The sequence below is a fragment of the Mesorhizobium sp. M1163 genome, from assembly GCF_040318415.1.
Lineage (GTDB): Bacteria > Pseudomonadota > Alphaproteobacteria > Rhizobiales > Rhizobiaceae > Mesorhizobium.
On record NZ_JAMYMF010000035.1, the window covers coordinates 67,121 to 81,150 of the forward strand.

Here is a 14,030-nt window from a genome sequence, read left to right on the forward strand (position 1 = left end):
CTCATATCGTCGGTTTTGGGCTAGCGGGAAAACCTGCCTGCTGCTTGTACGACGGTGCCTGAGGCCACATTTTACAACCGGCTGGCAAAGCTCCCTTTTGTTGATATCAGCCTAAATCCGGCTGGTGTTTCGATGCGGCGTTGAGGCTATAAAGCCGTTCAACCGGGCGGCATAGAGATGCATTTCGGCCGGTCGAAGAGGGGTATGGTCATCGACGGAACGCCAAACGTGATTTTGCTGATCGGCAGCGCCCCCGATGTGGTGCGCTGCGCGGCCTGGCCCAAGCAGGCCTTCGGCAAGATCGTCGCCATCAACAATGCCTGGCGCGTGCGCCCTGACTGGGATTTCCTCGTCCATGCCGGCGATTTCCCGGCGGAGCGGATGCCGCAAGGCGATCCCTTGCAGCAGGCGCAGATCTTCAGCGCCTCGCATTACGTTCCGGCGCAAAACAGCTTTGGCGGCTTCGTCTATGCCGGCGGCACCATGTCGATGACGGCGGCCTACTGGACGATCCACAGCCAGAAGCCCGACGTGCTGGCATTCCTTGGCTGCGACATGATCTACGATCAGCCCGGCAACACGCATTTTTACGGCGTCGGCCGCGCCGACCCTTTGCGCAACGACGTCACGCTGCGCAACCTCGAGGCGAAGGCGGCCCGCCTGCTCGTCCATGCTCTCCGGCGCGGCTGCCTGTGCGTCAACCTATCCGACCTGCCGCGCAGCCGGCTGATCTTCCCGCGGCTGACGCTCGACGAACTCGATGCGCTTTCTTCCTCGCAGCTTTCGGAAATGAAGGCGGAGGTGCTTGCCGGCCTGCGGCTCGATCGGGCGGAGGAGGCCGACAGGATCGAGAAGGAACTCGGCTATTTCTTCGAGGACGGTATGTACTGGAAGCACCTCGACAAGCTCGACGAGAAATTCCTGGCCGATATCGACCGGCTGTGGATGGCGGCGGTGGAGGCGAGCCAGCCGAAGCTGCCAATCTCCCCCACGAGGGGGGAGATCGGCGCGTCGTCCGCTTAGCTTTTGGCCGCCTCGAGCTTGTCTTGCGTCTTCGTCTCGAAGTCGCTGGCGTCATGGCGTTCGTGCAGCTGCATCGAGGGCTGGCCGAAGGTGCGGTTGACCATGCGGCCGCGCTTGACCGCCGGCCGTGCATCGATAGCGTCGGCCCAGCGCTGCACGTTCTTGTACTCTTCCACCTGCAGGAACTCGCCGGAATCATCATACATGCGGCCCTTGGCCAGCCCGCCATACCAGGGCCACACCGCGATGTCGGCAATCGTGTAGTCGCTGCCGCCTAAATACTCGCTTTCGGCCAGGCGCCGGTCAAGCACGTCCATCTGCCGCTTGGTCTCCATGGCGAAGCGGTCGATGGCATATTCGATCTTCATCGGCGCATAGGCATAGAAATGGCCGAAGCCGCCGCCGAGATAGGGCGCCGACCCCATCTGCCAGAACAGCCATGACAGGGTTTCGGCACGAGCCGGCTGCTCTGTCGGCAGGAATTCGCCGAATTTTTCGGCGAGATAGAGCACGATCGAACCGGATTCGAAGATGCGGATCGGCTTTTCGCCGCTGCGGTCCATCATGGCCGGGATCTTGGAGTTGGGGTTGACCTTGACGAAGCCGCTGCCGAACTGGTCGCCGTCATTGATCCTGATCGGCCAGGCGTCGTATTCGGCGCCGCTGTGGCCGAGCGCCAGAAGCTCCTCCAGCATGATCGTCACCTTGACGCCGTTCGGCGTCGCCAGCGAATAAAGCTGCAGCGGATGCTTGCCGACCGGCAGTTCCTTGTCATGCGTCGGGCCGGCGATCGGCCGGTTGATGTTGGCGAAAGCGCCGCCATTTGGCTTGTTCCAGGTCCAGACTTTTGGCGGCGTATATTGGTCCGTTGTGTAGTCGTTCATGTCGGGAGGCCTTTGGATTGGAAGGATTGGGGATTGGAAGGATTGGGGTTCGGGAGGATTGGGGTTCGGGAGGATTGGGGGAGGATCTCAGGGTATCAACTTGGGTGATGGAGGCGGAACTTTGCATAGGACAGCTTCGGATAGCCGTAGGTACAGATAGGGCGGCCGGCGCTGTTGCAAAACCCCGGCGCCAACGGCGCGGCGCCGGTCCGCACCAAAGCCGGCGCCGCCTCTTGCGCCTGGTCACCGGCGCCATACTATAGCCCATATCGGCCTGCGAACCTCATATCAGCCTGCGAACATTGCCAGGAACCAAAGCATGAATATCGAGCCCCTTTTGCGATCCATCGTGGCCGTCCGCGCCACCGTCCCCGAAGACGCCTTCACGGCAGACGCGCTGGGCACCCGCCGCGAAGGCAGCGGCGTCGTCATCCGCGGCGACGGGTTGGTGCTCACCATCGGCTATCTCATCACCGAGGCCGAGGAGGTCTGGCTGGCCGACCAGGACGGCCGCGTGGTGCCCGCCCATGCGCTCGCCTACGATCAGGAATCGGGCTTCGGCCTGGTGCAGGCGCTGGCGCCGCTCGGACTGCCCGCCATTGCGCTCGGTGATGCGTCCAGGGCGAAGATCGGCGATCCCGTCGTGCTCGCCGACGGCGTCGGCCGCTCGGTGCGGGCGCAGATCGTCACCAAGCAGGAATTCGCCGGCTATTGGGAATATCTGATCGACGAAGCGATCTTCACGGCGCCGGCCCACCCCTCATGGGGCGGCGCCGGCCTCATCGGCGCTGATGGCAGGCTGCTCGGCATCGGTTCGCTGCGCCTGCAGATGAGCCGCAACGGCGAGGTCGCCGACATCAACATGGTGGTGCCGATCGATCTGCTGCCGCCTATCCTCGACGATCTCCTGACGCGCGGCCAGGTCGCCAGGCCGCCGCGGCCGTGGCTCGGCGCCTTCTCGGCCGAGAGCGACGGCAAGGTCGTGGTGATGAGCGTCGCCGAGGGCGGCCCGGCCGCCCAGGCGGGCCTGCGCCAGGGCGACGTCATCTCGGATGTCCGCGACGCGGCGGTCGACGGGCTCGCCGATTTTTATCGCAAGCTGTGGAAGAGCGGCCCGGCGGGCGCCGAGATCCCGATCCGCGTGCTGCGCGACGGCCGCGAAACCTGGCTGCGCGTCAAATCCGCCGATCGCAACAGCCTGCTGTGGAAGCCGCCGCTGCAGTGAGGCAACCGAAACCTCTTACTCTCCGCAAGCGCTGAAGCCAGTGCCTGGGGTCCACTCCGCGAACGGGATGACCTTGCCCTCGACCGATACGGTCGCGTGCCTGGTGGTGCCGTCCGCCAGCTTCTTGCTGCTGTTGCCCTTGCCGGTCAGCACATTGTAGTCGCAGTCGCCGGCAACATTGTCGTCCATGTAATCCCAATATTCGTAGGCGAAACCGGCGACGACGAACGTGCCGTTGCGCCAGGCGAGCGTCAGCGTCTTGTTGGTCCGCTCGCTGCCGATCTCCATCGCCGGAATATAGAGCTTGATCGAGCCGTTGGGGAGCGCGGTGAGTTCGGGCTCGGCGTCGGATGTGGCGGGGCCTGGCCGGTCGTAGTCCTTCCATTCCGCGTAAATCTGTTCATGCACGACCCCGGCAGGCCTGAGAAAATTGCCGTCGCGGTCCCTGAGGAACAAATGCAGGTCCATGGAATAGCCGGGCTCGGTCTCGACGATCATCGCCAGATCGGCGGCGCCATCGCCGTTCCAGTCGCCGGTCGCCGCCGTGATGATCTTCTGGGTCTCGATCGGCTCCGCCAGGGCGGCGGCCGGCAGCAACAGGACCAGACCGAATATTGTCGATCGCATGTAAATCCCCCGAGCTTGGGCAGGCCTGAGACGCACGCGCTTCTCAGGAGGCCCGGCTCTGCCGCGTCTCGGAACGGCTCGTCTCGTTGAGCAGCCGGCAGAGCGAAACCGCTTCACGACGGCTCAGGCCGATCAGCGCGATCTGCGAAAATTGCGCCGGCAGATCGTGAACGATGTCCCACACCATCCATCGTCCGTTCGGCTCCAAGACACATTCGTAGCGCAATAGTTGTTCCTGCATCCGACCCCCCGGCTTTGCTCACCGGACTGGTACAGTGTCGAGGTAAATGAGTTGTTGCGCCGCGAGAGTATTCCACGGCTATCAAAACCAGGCGTTGAATCCCGCAGCGGCGAGCCTGACACACAGCAGGCCGCCCGGCGGGGCGGATCTCGACAAGGCGGCAGGGCAGGGACGCTTCTGGCGTGAGCGGCGCCGGCCGCCAACGTGGATCAGGCGTTGCGGCTCGCCATATGCGCGTCGAGCTTCCTCCTCGAGGGGCCGTAGCGCTTGATAATGGTCGCGGCCTCGCTTTGCGGTATGCCGTATTTGCGGGCAAACGCAGCGACCTCGTATGGCTCTTCGCCGGAGACCAGTTTGCGATCCTGCTTGGTCTTGGATTTGTCGTCGGCCATGGCGTCCTCCATCACATCTGGTCGTTATAGGGCTCCTTGGTCCGGCCGACCATCCTGGCCAGTTCGGCAAAGGACGGCACGCCGGTTTCGCCCTGGGCATTGTTGGCCGCCTGCAGCAGCCTGAGCGGAAAGCAGACGGCGTCGCGGTTGGACGGCGACATGTCTTCATAGAGACGCTCGTCGCTGGTCATCGCCGCCTCGGCCCGGCGCAACGCCATGTCGACTTCGTCGACCGATAACAGGCCCTTGTGGACCAGCGCGTTGTTGACGGCCGCGATTGCCATCATCAGTCCTTCGAGCTGGAGATTGGCGACGTTCATCGTCTTGCGTCCTTGCCGGGCTTCTTGACGGTAGCCTTGCCGTCTGGACGGATGGCTGCGCGCGGCGGGTTCTGGCCCTCCGAATGCCGGGTCTTGTCGTCGAAATCGTCAGCCGGCCTGGTCAATCTCATGCCGCCGGGAGGTGGCTTGTTGCCGGCCGCATCCTGCGAGAATTCGTCGGCCGCGTCGGGGCTCGTCTTTGCCGGATATTTCCTCGCTCCGGTCTCGTAGCGGTTCTGGTCGTCGGCCATGTCCTGTGCTCCGGTTGCAATGAGCAGATAACTTTCATGCGACGGCAGCGGTTCCGTGGCGAAATCGACCTTGCCGGTGCCGCAGCCTTAGCAATCTGTCGGGTTTTCGTGCATTCTTGTGCATGCCAACGATGCTTCGCTCCGACGTGCCGGCAAAATGCTGCTCCTGTTGCGGTGGGCGCGACCACAATTACGAGGATTGCCCGAAGCGCAAAAGCGATGCCGAACGGCAGAAGGACGCGTCAGGCAACGCCTACCAGCGCGGCGCTGCGGCTGGAGTGGAAGTCCGCTAAAGCGGTTCCAGAAAAGTGTCGGCGGTTTTCCGTCCGGAACTGCGTCAAACAGACAAGCGGTTTTCAAAGCCAATCTCCATTGCCCGCCTAGCCTGATGGCGAGCTACCAATCGCTACCTTGCATAAACAGGTAGCGTGTTATATACAGCCATTGAATTTTGGAAGTTACGCATGACCGACTCGATCCAGGTGCAGTTGCGAAAAGGCGCTCTCGAGTTGTGCGTCCTGGCCGTGCTGTCGCGGGGCGAAAGCTATGGCTACGAGATCGCCAGCACGCTGGTCGCCGCTGTGAACATGGGAGAAGGCACGATCTATCCGCTGATGCGGCGGATGCAGAATGACGGCCTCGTCGCCACCCGCATCGTCGAGTCGAGCAGCGGGCCGCCGCGCAAATATTACCGGCTCACGCCGCTCGGCCAGCAGGCTTTCGAAGCTCATCGCCGCGACTGGCGCTCGCTCGCGGGCGCAGTCGACAAACTTCTTGAGGATTTGCCATGACCAGGGATGCCTTCCTGCGAAAATTGAGACTGGGGCTCGCCGGCCTGCCAACTCAGGAGATCGAGGATATTATTGGCGACTACGCCGCCCATTTCGCCGATGCCTCGGGCCGCAGCGAAGCGGAGGTCGCGGCGGCCCTGGGTGACCCGGCCAGGCTTGCCCGCGAACTCCGCGCCGAAGCTGGGCTGCGCCGTTTTGAAACTCATTGGAGCGTGTCGAACATGTTGGCGGCGACGTTCGCGCTTGCCGGCCTTGCCTTCGTCGACATCGTCTTCCTGCTGCCGCTGCTCATCACCGCGGTCGTGCTTGCGCTCGGCCTTGGCATCACGCTTGTCGCCATCGGTGCGCTGGGCATCAAGATCATTCTGACCACGCTGCTGTTCGAGCCCGGCGGCACGCTCACGGCGATGCTTGGCCGCGTCTTCATCGGCGCCGGACTGGTGTGCGGGTTCCTCGGCGGCGGCGCCCTGCTGTTGCTGGGGTCGAGCGCCGGCATACAGGTCTTCGGGCGCTATGCCCGGATGCATTCCCGTCTGACCCACCCGGACCGCAACCAGGCTTGAGCGGTGCCAAGATCGCAATTTGTCATCACGTTGAAGGAAACGGACCATGACTGGAAAACTGGCATTCGTCGCAGCGGCGGGACTGGCCGGCGCCGCGCTCTTCCTGGCCGTCGGCATCGGGCTGGCCGGGCCGGACTGGATCAACGCCGGGGGTTCATGGATTGGCGGACAATCCACCTGCGGAGCAACCACATCGACCAGAAAAGAGGTCACGCTGCCGTTCCGCAACGACGGCAGTTTCACGATCGCTTTGCCGGCTTCAGTCCGTTATCAGCCGGGTGACAAGGCCGAGGCCGTCGTCAGCGGCGAGTCGACCCTGATCGACCATGTGCGGATGGAAGGCAGCAGGCTCACCTTGGATTGCGAACCGGGCTGGTTCGCGTCCCGGTTCGATGTCAGCGTGTCGGGGCCGGCAATTTCAGACTGGAAAGTGGTCGGCAGCGGCGACCTTGCCCTGTCGCAGATCAATCAGCCCGGGCTGCAGCTGAACATCCGCGGCAGCGGCAGCGTTACCGCAACCGGAACCGCCCAGACGGTCGATCTGGATATCCGCGGTTCGGGCACCGGCCGGCTCAGGAACCTTATCGCCCAATCCGCGCGGATCGAGATCCGCGGCAGCGGCGATGCGGAGATTACCGCACAAGCGGATGCGGATGTCACGATTTCCGGCAGCGGTGACGTCGACGTCTACGGGCACCCGACCATGCGGCGTTCGGAGGTCAGAGGCAGCGGCAGCATTACACAGGTGCCGTAAAGCAATTTCGGGCATAGGGAATTGCGGTTGATGCTCTGAACCACCCTGCCGGTCCGACAAGGCAACCGTACCGTTCCTCGAACTCAGCACCCCTGCCGCAGCATCGAACTGAGGCGCGGCATCGCGGCGCAAACCGGATCAGGGCGGCGGCGCGGTAGCCGTCCTGATGCGGTCACGGCTGAAGCACGGCGCCTCGGGCGCTTGCTTGCGTTTGCCCGAGAAAAGCCGTCAGCAGCTCCATTCCCGCCGGCCAGTCGCCGAGCCCGCTGTCGCCATTGATGTGGCCAAGCGGTCCGGCGATATGGAGATCGCTGCCCCAGCGCTCGGATTTTGCCCTGACATAGTCCAGCGAGCCGTAGGGATCGTTGGTGCTGGCGACAATCAGCGAGGGAAAGCGAAGCCGTTGTTGCGGTGTCTCGGCGAAGGCGCGGGCGGAGGAGGGGAAGGCCGGCGACGCAGGGTCCGGAACCGCAACCAGCAACGCGCCGCCGACCTCGCGGGGCGAGATCCGCTGCCAGTGCGCGACCAGCAGGCAGCCGAGGCTATGGGCGACGAGCACCGGTGGTGTCCTTGCCAGGCCTACAGCGGCTTCCAGCGCAGCCACCCAGTCGTCGAAGTCCGGCGCGTCCCAACTCGCCGGGCTGAACCGCCGCATCGCCAGGTCCGCCTGTTGCCAACGTGTCTGCCAGTGGGCTTTGCCCGATCCGCCGATGCCCGGCACAATGATGAATTCGGTCATGCGAAGCCCTTCTCTCCTGATGCAACGCGCGCAATTCTAGGTCTTCTCCCAGGCGGCGGAATGAGAGATCATCGGAAAGCAGCGAAGAAATCCGATGGATTAAAGGTGATCATGCGGAACGGCGATTATCGGCCAAGGCTCGATCCCACCGATCTGGCGATCATCGAGATCATGCAGGAGGATGGCCGCATCGGCATCTCCGAGCTTGGCCGCCGCGTCGGCCTGTCCCAGCCCGCCGCTTCGGAACGGGTGAAGCGGCTGGAGGAGCGCGGCGTCATCACCGGCTACAAGGCGGTGATCAATTCGGCAGCGCTCGGGCTCGGCACCATGGCGGTCATCCGCTTGCGCACCACGCATGAGCATATCCAGGCCTGCCTGAAGAAGCTCGCCCAGTTGCCGGAGGTGATCGAGGTACTGCGGGTGACCGGCGAGGACTGTTTTCTGGTCAAGGTCGTGGTCCCGTCACCGCCCGACCTTGAAAGCATCGTCGACAGCATCGGCCACTACGGCACGGTGACGACAAATGTGGTTCTGCGCGCCGAGCCACCGAAGCGGCTGGGGCGCGAATTGGTGACGAGGGCCTGACCGGGGCGCCGCCCCGCCGCCCGTCTATCGCTTTGTCTGCGTATGCCCGACGGCATTGGCGAACGAGATGCCGCCCTTGATCTCGCGCATCGCCATCGAGGTGATCGTGCGCCGCACGCCGGGTAACCGGCTGAGCTCCTCGCGCAGCATCCTGTCGAGCGCCATCATGTCGACGGTGACGATCTGCAGGAGATAGTCGGCCTCGCCTGTCGTGGCGTGGCAGCGGCGGATCAGCGGATGCTTCTGCACCGCCGCCTCGAAGGCGTCCGACAGCTCGAAATCGATCGACACCTGGATAAAGGCTTCGATGCCGAAGCCGAGCTTGGCCGGGTCGATGCGGGTCGAGTAGCCCCGGATGACACCGGCGTCCTCCAGCGCCTTGACCCGCTTCCAGCACGGCGTCTTGCTCAGGCCAACCTCGTCGGCGAGCGCGGCAAAGGAGATCCGGGCATCGCGTTCGAGCGCCGCGACAATCTTCCGGTCGACCGCATCCAGCATCATTTGTTCTTCCAATCTGCTTCAGGGACAGTTTTCGTCCTTCGTTTCCCGCCAGTCGAATAACAGAAAGGGACAATGTTCGGCAAGAAAGCGATTAGACTCGGGAGACCGGGATCCAACAAGCGCCTACGGCCCGAAGGCCGGGGCAAGGAGCATGGCCATGGACAAGCAAGACTATTATGCCCGCATCGAAACGCCTGAGATGCGCGACTATGGCGTCTACCTCAAATGCGACAGGCTGCTTGCCTGCCAGAAGCCGCTGGCCGAGATGGTCAATGCCGACGAGCTGCAGTTCCAGATCGTGCATCAGGTCGAGGAACTGTGGATGAAGCTCATCGCCTATACGCTGATCGACGTCGTCGATTTCCTGGAAAGGCAGGATACGCATCGCATCGTCACGCTGATGGGGCGCGTGCATCGGCTGATGCGGCTGATGACGGCGCAGCTCGACCTGCTCGAAACCATGTCGCCCAAGGAATACCAGCAGATCCGGTTGCAGCTCGGCAATGGCAGCGGCCAGGAATCGCCGGGCTTCAAGCAGCTGCTGCGGCTGCCGCCCGATCTGTGGCGGGCCTTCAAGGCGTCCTACCTCGATGGCCGCGGGCTCTCGGTCGAGGACGTCTACGATGCCGGCTACGATCACGGCGACAGCTATGTCGTTGCCGAAGCGCTGGTCGAGTTCGACGAGTTGTTCCAGAAATTCCGCGCCAACCACCTCTACCTCATCCACCGCACCATCGGTCTCGGCGCGAAATCGCTGAAGGGCCGGCCGGTCGAATTGCTGGAGGCCGGCGCCCGCCACCGCTTCTTCCCGGAGCTCTGGGACATACGCTGGGCGATGACCGACCGCTGGGGCAGCCAGTATGGAACGATACGGGAGCCGATCAGCAAGCCGGGGGCCAAGGTGGGGTAGTCCTGAACCTGGTTCCTCGCCCTAGTAAAGGCAGGCAATTGATAGGGAGTCCCCCTCATCCGGCCGCGGAGCCTGTCCTCGGGCTTGCCGGAGGCAAGACCCGTGGGCGGCCACCTTCTCCCCGCTGGGGAGAAGAGGCTGGCATCAACGCAGGCGACCTCCTCTCCCCTCGGGGAGAGGTCGGATTGCCCCGAATTGCCCTTCGCAATTCGGTTGGCAATCCGGGTGAGGGGGCACTTGCCCATATGCGCCCTGCCTCCATTGGGCGAGGAACCAGGTTCTGCAATGTCTGGCCCGCTACGCGCTTGTATCCTGCAGGTTTTTCGGGGGATGATGTCGGGCTTGCGGCTGGTGGTGCGTCCTTGGGGCGAAACCGTCGCAACTCTTGGGAGGACATCATGACCTTGGAAACCACTCACTCATCCGTTCAGTCGCCGTGGCAGACCGCGGCAATCCTTGTCGCCCGCCTGATCTTTGCCGCCGTCTTCCTGATGGCCGTGACCTTCAAATTCATCGATATCGGCGCCACCGCCGGCTATATCGCGGCGGCCGGATTTCCGTTCCCGCTGTTCCTGGCCTGGTGCGCAGCCCTGCTCGAGGTCGTCCTCGTCCTATGCTTCCTGACCGGCGCCTTCTTCTCCTGGGCAGCACTCGTCGCCGGCGCCTATGTGCTGTTCCTGGGCTTCGCCTTCCACGGGCCATCGCACTGGGCCGGCAACCAGGCGGAGTTCGGCTTCTTCGTCGACCATTTCACCTTCCTGGCCGGGCTGCTGTTTGCCGCCGTGCACGGGCCAGGCCGCGTCCTGGCGCTGAAGCTTGGCAGGGGGTGATGCCAAAGCTTGCTGCGGCGGTCATCCTCGATCGCCGCTTCACATCTGGTCGTTGTAAGGTTCCTTGATCTGACCAACCATCCGCGCCAGTTTTGAGAAGGACGGCATGTCCGTCTCCGGCTGACACTGATTGGCCAACTCCAGCAGTCGGATCGGGAAGTTGACGGCGTCGCGGCTCGACGCCGACATGCCTTCGGACCTTTCCTCGTTGGTCTCGCTGGCTTCGGCCTTGCGCAAGGCGATGTCTATCTCCTCGACAGAGAGCACGCCCTTGCGGACCAGGACCTGATTGATCGATGCGATGGCCATAAGCAGGCCTTCGAGTTGCAGATTGGCGACGTTCATGGCTTTTGCTCCCATTGGCTAAGCTTCAAACGCGCGAATGCCTGTTCTGATCCGGACGGTGGCGTCTCGCCGGCCGGTGTGCTTCGCCCACCACCTCGCATTTTTTGCCGCCGCAACGTATTTTGTTCTTGCTTTGTGCCGGCAGCTATGCTACTAATCTGGGTATGGTGCTAATTGGCTCCAACGATCCGCCCGCCGAGGCGGGTTTTTTGTTTCAGGCCGGTTTGGAGACGATCACGGCGAGCGAGGCGAGCTTTCCGTCACTCAGGCTTCGGATGTAGTTGCGGCGGCGCTGCAGGAATTCCGCGCCCATGACGATTTCATTTGCCTGCTGCTGCGCCGGCGAGGGCACGATGCCGGAATTGGCTCTCTGCAGCGCCAGCTCAACATGTTCGCCGGTTTCGTCGACGATCTCGTCGATGCGAAACCCGGCATCTGCAAACAGGGTTTTCAATTTTTCCCGATCGGCGAGGTGACTGGTCGCCGGCGAAACCGCCCAGGGCATGGGGTAGTACGGCTCGCCGCCGGCGAGCATGGCCTCGGTCCAGATCAGCCTGCCTCGCGGTTTCAGCACGCGCCAGGCCTCGTCGATGACCGCGGCCTTATTCTCGATGTTCATGCCGACATAGAAGCAGATCGCCGCATTGAACGTGCTGTCGCCAAAAGGCAATTTCGTCGCGTCGGCCTGATGGAAGCGAACCTTGTCGGACAATCCGCTGAGTGCGGGCAGTCGGCTCGACGCGGCGACAAAGGCCGGCGTCAGGTCGATGCCGTCGACCTGGCAGCCATAGGTCGAGGCCAGAAATCTTGCCGGCCCGCCAATGCCGCTGCCGATATCCAAGATCCGATCTGTCGGCGAAGGCGCAAGACGGGCAGCATGCTCCCGCGTGGCGATCAGTTCGCGGCCATGGAGCTGATCGAATGGATAGACTTGCGCGGCGGCGAGTTTGCCGGCCGGGTCGACGTCCGGGATCGCGGCCAATATGCGATCGACGATGCCGTCGCTGCCGTAGTGACCGGTGACATTGCCCATGACGCGTTCCCCTCAAGCGCAAACACCATCCCGTCAACGCAAGTCTCACGCAATGCCCCGCCTTTCTCGCCAAAGAACCCCTCTTTCCAGCCGTCCACCGATGAAGGGTGCGAGGTCGTCAGTGCATTTTTTTCCGCTGATGCCACATTTTGTTCTTGCTTTGTGCCGGCAGCTATGCTACTAATTTGGGTATGGTGCCAATTGGCTCCAACGACCCGCCCGCCGAGGCGGGTTTTTTGTTTCAGGCTTCCTTTTCGACCAAACGTTACGTGAGCTGCCAGCTGTGGGGCCGGCAGGACAGGGGCGCGAAGGAACGCGACCTGACGATCGTCGGAACCGCGAAATCACCAACCATGAATCCCGCAACGCGCTCGTGCGCCCACCCCCAGAGAACATCCCCATGTCCAACCGTTACGCCACCATCATCACCGACGATGACGGCCACGAGGTCGTCAGCGCCATTGGCGAGTTCGCCGGCGCCGCACCCTATGCACGCATCGGCCGCTTCGAACTGGTCGCCGCCGGCGTGCGGATCGGTATGCTGCGTGGCGGTACCGTCGATGCGGTCGGCGGCTTCGGCTTCCCGTCGGAAGCACTCGACGGCAAGGCGGTGGCAATTCTCAGGGCACGGCTGAATGCCTTGCCTGACGCCAGTGCGATGAAGCCCGGCACGCTGACTAAGCGCATTGTGCGGCCAGCCAACAAGAAGCCGGCGATCTCCGCCGGGACGGCAGAGTAGGGCATGGCCAAGGCTCCTTCCACCGGCGATCCCCAGCCGCACGATCAAGCACCCGGCAAGCGAACCAAGCGGGCGAAGAAGACGCTGGCCGACGGCTTCCTCGAAGCGATCCGCGCCGATTTCCGCGCCCATGGCGCCGGCGTCATCGCCGAGGTGCGCGCCGAAAAGCCCGATCAGTATCTGAAGCTCGTGCTCTCGGTGCTGCCCAAGGATCTTAGTGTCAACATCAACAATCTGGATGCATTGAGCGATGACGAAATCAGGCAGCGCATCCGCGGCCTCGAAGCCGTCCTTAGGCCGTTCCTCGAGAAGCCGGATTTCGCAAAAGGCTTCGCCCAGCCGGGCGGCAAGGAAGGAATATCTCAGCCTGCTGGCGGAGCTGGACCGGAGGCGCCGCACTAACCAGCTTGCCGCCTATCGGCCTTATCCCCGACAGGCCGAATTTCACGCAGCCGGCGCGACCAATCGCGAGCGCCTGTTCATGGCCGGCAACCAGCTCGGCAAGACCAGGGCGGGCGGCGCCGAGTGGGCGATGCACCTCACCGGCCGCTATCCCGATTGGTGGCAAGGCAAGGTTTTCGATTGTGCGGTACGGATGTGGGCGGCCGGCGTCACCGGTGAAAGCACGCGCGACAACCCGCAGCGCATCCTGATCGGCCCGCCGCAGCAGCAGGCGGCCTGGGGCACCGGGATGATCCCGGCCGACGCGATCGTCAGCACGATGGCGGGACGGGCGCCGGGCGCGCTCGACAGCATCGTGGTGCGCTGGGGCGGCGGTGGCGATGTCCAGGCCGACGAATCGGTGCTGTCGTTCAAGAGCTACGAGAAAGGCCGCGAGAAATGGCAGGGCGAAACGCTGCACGGCGTCTGGTTCGACGAGGAGCCGCCGCTCGACATCTATTCCGAGGGACTGACCCGCACCAACGCCACCGGCGGCATCACCATCGTCACCTTCACGCCGCTGCTCGGCATGTCGGACGTGGTGCTGCTGTTTTTGTCCGCGGAGCAGGTGGGAGGGATGGGGAGGGGATGACAGGGCTGCGAAATCGCGCAACTCGCGTTCCTTCGCGCCCCCCTCTGTCCTGCCGGACATCTCCCCCTCTAGTGGCGAGATTGGATGTCGCATTGGCTTTCGCCAATCTCCAATGCTTGCGGATAAGCGAGACGCTGAAGCTGCCATCTCCCCCCTTGAGGGGGAGATGTCCGGCAGGACAGAGCGACTGTCTTGGCTGTCAAGCTGTTTGCCATGGTTTTTGGTCCCGGACGATTGCGTTGAG

At 63.4% G+C, this 14,030-nt stretch carries 22 protein-coding genes; 12 read left to right on the top strand and 10 right to left on the bottom strand.

All coding sequences use genetic code 11. The annotated features are described in order from the left end of the window. Positions 1-204 precede the first annotated feature (204 nt). A complete protein-coding gene (locus NKH43_RS27870) occupies positions 205-1,023 on the top strand; it encodes a hypothetical protein (RefSeq protein ID WP_352860860.1) in 819 nt (272 codons plus the stop codon). Here NKH43_RS27870 and yghU read toward each other — a convergent pair. After that, a complete protein-coding gene (gene yghU / locus NKH43_RS27875) occupies positions 1,020-1,907 on the bottom strand; it encodes a glutathione-dependent disulfide-bond oxidoreductase (RefSeq protein WP_352860862.1) in 888 nt (295 codons plus the stop codon). The genes NKH43_RS27870 and yghU overlap by 4 nt on opposite strands. 319 nt (positions 1,908-2,226) lie before the next feature. On the opposite strand from yghU, the gene NKH43_RS27880 reads away from it, so the two are divergent. Further along, positions 2,227-3,132: a S1C family serine protease gene (locus tag NKH43_RS27880; RefSeq protein WP_352860864.1), complete on the top strand. Its 906-nt coding sequence runs from the start codon at positions 2,227-2,229 to the stop codon at positions 3,130-3,132. A gap of 15 nt (positions 3,133-3,147) precedes the next feature. Here the strand turns inward: NKH43_RS27880 and NKH43_RS27885 are convergent, their stop codons facing one another. The 5 genes from NKH43_RS27885 to NKH43_RS27905 form a co-directional block, all read right to left on the bottom strand. Further along, positions 3,148-3,759, bottom strand: coding sequence for a hypothetical protein (locus tag NKH43_RS27885; RefSeq protein ID WP_352860866.1), 612 nt, complete (start codon positions 3,757-3,759; stop codon positions 3,148-3,150). A gap of 43 nt (positions 3,760-3,802) precedes the next feature. Then, a complete protein-coding gene (locus NKH43_RS27890) occupies positions 3,803-4,000 on the bottom strand; it encodes a hypothetical protein (protein WP_031193725.1) in 198 nt (65 codons plus the stop codon). Positions 4,001-4,209: 209 nt separating this feature from the next. Further along, complete coding sequence (locus NKH43_RS27895) at positions 4,210-4,392, bottom strand: DUF3606 domain-containing protein (RefSeq protein WP_023675702.1); 183 nt, start codon at positions 4,390-4,392, stop codon at positions 4,210-4,212. Positions 4,393-4,403: 11 nt separating this feature from the next. Continuing rightward, on the bottom strand, positions 4,404-4,712 hold the full coding sequence (locus tag NKH43_RS27900; protein WP_023675703.1) for a hypothetical protein: 309 nt from the start codon (positions 4,710-4,712) through the stop codon (positions 4,404-4,406). After that, positions 4,709-4,963 carry a hypothetical protein gene (locus NKH43_RS27905; protein WP_352860868.1) on the bottom strand — a complete coding sequence of 85 codons (255 nt, stop codon included), beginning with the start codon at positions 4,961-4,963 and terminating at the stop codon, positions 4,709-4,711. Before NKH43_RS27905 ends, NKH43_RS27900 begins: the two co-directional genes overlap by 4 nt. Positions 4,964-5,085: 122 nt before the next feature. Between NKH43_RS27905 and NKH43_RS27910 the strand changes: the two genes are divergently transcribed. From NKH43_RS27910 to NKH43_RS27925, 4 genes are all read left to right on the top strand, one after another. Next, positions 5,086-5,256 (top strand): hypothetical protein, encoded by a 171-nt coding sequence (locus NKH43_RS27910; protein WP_352860870.1) that lies wholly within the window; start codon positions 5,086-5,088, stop codon positions 5,254-5,256. 171 nt (positions 5,257-5,427) lie between these two features. Further along, complete coding sequence (locus tag NKH43_RS27915) at positions 5,428-5,754, top strand: PadR family transcriptional regulator (RefSeq protein ID WP_023718132.1); 327 nt, start codon at positions 5,428-5,430, stop codon at positions 5,752-5,754. After that, positions 5,751-6,317: a DUF1700 domain-containing protein gene (locus tag NKH43_RS27920; RefSeq protein WP_023718133.1), complete on the top strand. Its 567-nt coding sequence runs from the start codon at positions 5,751-5,753 to the stop codon at positions 6,315-6,317. Before NKH43_RS27915 ends, NKH43_RS27920 begins: the two co-directional genes overlap by 4 nt. Positions 6,318-6,363: 46 nt before the next feature. Continuing rightward, complete coding sequence (locus NKH43_RS27925; RefSeq protein WP_352860872.1) at positions 6,364-7,071, top strand: GIN domain-containing protein; 708 nt, start codon at positions 6,364-6,366, stop codon at positions 7,069-7,071. 172 nt (positions 7,072-7,243) lie between these two features. Here the strand turns inward: NKH43_RS27925 and NKH43_RS27930 are convergent, their stop codons facing one another. After that, positions 7,244-7,810 carry an RBBP9/YdeN family alpha/beta hydrolase gene (locus tag NKH43_RS27930; protein WP_352481625.1) on the bottom strand — a complete coding sequence of 189 codons (567 nt, stop codon included), beginning with the start codon at positions 7,808-7,810 and terminating at the stop codon, positions 7,244-7,246. Between the two features lie 111 nt (positions 7,811-7,921). Here NKH43_RS27930 and NKH43_RS27935 point away from each other — a divergent pair, with 111 nt between their 5' ends. Beyond that, positions 7,922-8,395 (top strand): Lrp/AsnC family transcriptional regulator, encoded by a 474-nt coding sequence (locus NKH43_RS27935; protein WP_352860893.1) that lies wholly within the window; start codon positions 7,922-7,924, stop codon positions 8,393-8,395. Positions 8,396-8,419: 24 nt separating this feature from the next. Here the strand turns inward: NKH43_RS27935 and NKH43_RS27940 are convergent, their stop codons facing one another. Then, a complete protein-coding gene (locus tag NKH43_RS27940; RefSeq protein WP_036244522.1) occupies positions 8,420-8,893 on the bottom strand; it encodes an Lrp/AsnC family transcriptional regulator in 474 nt (157 codons plus the stop codon). A 160-nt stretch (positions 8,894-9,053) separates the two neighbouring features. On the opposite strand from NKH43_RS27940, the gene NKH43_RS27945 reads away from it, so the two are divergent. Both NKH43_RS27945 and NKH43_RS27950 read left to right on the top strand, forming a co-directional pair. After that, positions 9,054-9,806, top strand: a complete 753-nt coding sequence (locus tag NKH43_RS27945) for a tryptophan 2,3-dioxygenase family protein (protein WP_352860874.1) — start codon at positions 9,054-9,056, stop codon at positions 9,804-9,806. A gap of 398 nt (positions 9,807-10,204) precedes the next feature. After that, the gene (locus tag NKH43_RS27950; protein WP_352860875.1) at positions 10,205-10,636 is read left to right on the top strand and encodes a DoxX family protein; all 432 of its coding nucleotides are present in this window, start codon (positions 10,205-10,207) and stop codon (positions 10,634-10,636) included. A 39-nt stretch (positions 10,637-10,675) separates the two neighbouring features. Here the strand turns inward: NKH43_RS27950 and NKH43_RS27955 are convergent, their stop codons facing one another. Further along, positions 10,676-10,981: a hypothetical protein gene (locus tag NKH43_RS27955; protein ID WP_023675713.1), complete on the bottom strand. Its 306-nt coding sequence runs from the start codon at positions 10,979-10,981 to the stop codon at positions 10,676-10,678. A gap of 214 nt (positions 10,982-11,195) precedes the next feature. Continuing rightward, a complete protein-coding gene (locus tag NKH43_RS27960) occupies positions 11,196-12,014 on the bottom strand; it encodes a class I SAM-dependent methyltransferase (protein ID WP_352860877.1) in 819 nt (272 codons plus the stop codon). A 400-nt stretch (positions 12,015-12,414) separates the two neighbouring features. Between NKH43_RS27960 and NKH43_RS27965 the strand changes: the two genes are divergently transcribed. From NKH43_RS27965 to NKH43_RS27975, 3 genes are all read left to right on the top strand, one after another. Next, positions 12,415-12,753: a hypothetical protein gene (locus NKH43_RS27965; protein ID WP_352860878.1), complete on the top strand. Its 339-nt coding sequence runs from the start codon at positions 12,415-12,417 to the stop codon at positions 12,751-12,753. Positions 12,754-12,756: 3 nt separating this feature from the next. Further along, positions 12,757-13,155 (top strand): hypothetical protein, encoded by a 399-nt coding sequence (locus NKH43_RS27970; protein ID WP_023718144.1) that lies wholly within the window; start codon positions 12,757-12,759, stop codon positions 13,153-13,155. A gap of 79 nt (positions 13,156-13,234) precedes the next feature. Continuing rightward, positions 13,235-13,786 (top strand): terminase large subunit domain-containing protein, encoded by a 552-nt coding sequence (locus tag NKH43_RS27975; RefSeq protein ID WP_352642931.1) that lies wholly within the window; start codon positions 13,235-13,237, stop codon positions 13,784-13,786. Positions 13,787-14,030: the final 244 nt, after the last annotated feature.

What these genes read in the sequence shown, in the direction of transcription:
- NKH43_RS27895 (WP_023675702.1), bottom strand. Translation starts at nt 4,392, where the DNA reads ATGGCCGACGACAAATCCAAGACCAAGCAGGATCGCAAACTGGTCTCC.
- NKH43_RS27945 (WP_352860874.1), top strand. Translation starts at nt 9,054, where the DNA reads ATGGACAAGCAAGACTATTATGCCCGCATCGAAACGCCTGAGATGCGC.
- NKH43_RS27975 (WP_352642931.1), top strand. Translation starts at nt 13,235, where the DNA reads ATGGCCGGCAACCAGCTCGGCAAGACCAGGGCGGGCGGCGCCGAGTGG.
- NKH43_RS27890 (WP_031193725.1), bottom strand. Translation starts at nt 4,000, where the DNA reads ATGCAGGAACAACTATTGCGCTACGAATGTGTCTTGGAGCCGAACGGA.
- NKH43_RS27940 (WP_036244522.1), bottom strand. Translation starts at nt 8,893, where the DNA reads ATGCTGGATGCGGTCGACCGGAAGATTGTCGCGGCGCTCGAACGCGAT.
- NKH43_RS27930 (WP_352481625.1), bottom strand. Translation starts at nt 7,810, where the DNA reads ATGACCGAATTCATCATTGTGCCGGGCATCGGCGGATCGGGCAAAGCC.
- NKH43_RS27885 (WP_352860866.1), bottom strand. Translation starts at nt 3,759, where the DNA reads ATGCGATCGACAATATTCGGTCTGGTCCTGTTGCTGCCGGCCGCCGCC.
- NKH43_RS27920 (WP_023718133.1), top strand. Translation starts at nt 5,751, where the DNA reads ATGACCAGGGATGCCTTCCTGCGAAAATTGAGACTGGGGCTCGCCGGC.
- NKH43_RS27935 (WP_352860893.1), top strand. Translation starts at nt 7,922, where the DNA reads ATGCGGAACGGCGATTATCGGCCAAGGCTCGATCCCACCGATCTGGCG.
- NKH43_RS27955 (WP_023675713.1), bottom strand. Translation starts at nt 10,981, where the DNA reads ATGAACGTCGCCAATCTGCAACTCGAAGGCCTGCTTATGGCCATCGCA.
- NKH43_RS27905 (WP_352860868.1), bottom strand. Translation starts at nt 4,963, where the DNA reads ATGGCCGACGACCAGAACCGCTACGAGACCGGAGCGAGGAAATATCCG.
- NKH43_RS27880 (WP_352860864.1), top strand. Translation starts at nt 2,227, where the DNA reads ATGAATATCGAGCCCCTTTTGCGATCCATCGTGGCCGTCCGCGCCACC.
- NKH43_RS27965 (WP_352860878.1), top strand. Translation starts at nt 12,415, where the DNA reads ATGTCCAACCGTTACGCCACCATCATCACCGACGATGACGGCCACGAG.
- NKH43_RS27870 (WP_352860860.1), top strand. Translation starts at nt 205, where the DNA reads ATGGTCATCGACGGAACGCCAAACGTGATTTTGCTGATCGGCAGCGCC.
- NKH43_RS27900 (WP_023675703.1), bottom strand. Translation starts at nt 4,712, where the DNA reads ATGAACGTCGCCAATCTCCAGCTCGAAGGACTGATGATGGCAATCGCG.
- NKH43_RS27910 (WP_352860870.1), top strand. Translation starts at nt 5,086, where the DNA reads ATGCCAACGATGCTTCGCTCCGACGTGCCGGCAAAATGCTGCTCCTGT.
- NKH43_RS27925 (WP_352860872.1), top strand. Translation starts at nt 6,364, where the DNA reads ATGACTGGAAAACTGGCATTCGTCGCAGCGGCGGGACTGGCCGGCGCC.
- NKH43_RS27915 (WP_023718132.1), top strand. Translation starts at nt 5,428, where the DNA reads ATGACCGACTCGATCCAGGTGCAGTTGCGAAAAGGCGCTCTCGAGTTG.
- NKH43_RS27950 (WP_352860875.1), top strand. Translation starts at nt 10,205, where the DNA reads ATGACCTTGGAAACCACTCACTCATCCGTTCAGTCGCCGTGGCAGACC.
- yghU (WP_352860862.1), bottom strand. Translation starts at nt 1,907, where the DNA reads ATGAACGACTACACAACGGACCAATATACGCCGCCAAAAGTCTGGACC.
- NKH43_RS27970 (WP_023718144.1), top strand. Translation starts at nt 12,757, where the DNA reads ATGGCCAAGGCTCCTTCCACCGGCGATCCCCAGCCGCACGATCAAGCA.
- NKH43_RS27960 (WP_352860877.1), bottom strand. Translation starts at nt 12,014, where the DNA reads ATGGGCAATGTCACCGGTCACTACGGCAGCGACGGCATCGTCGATCGC.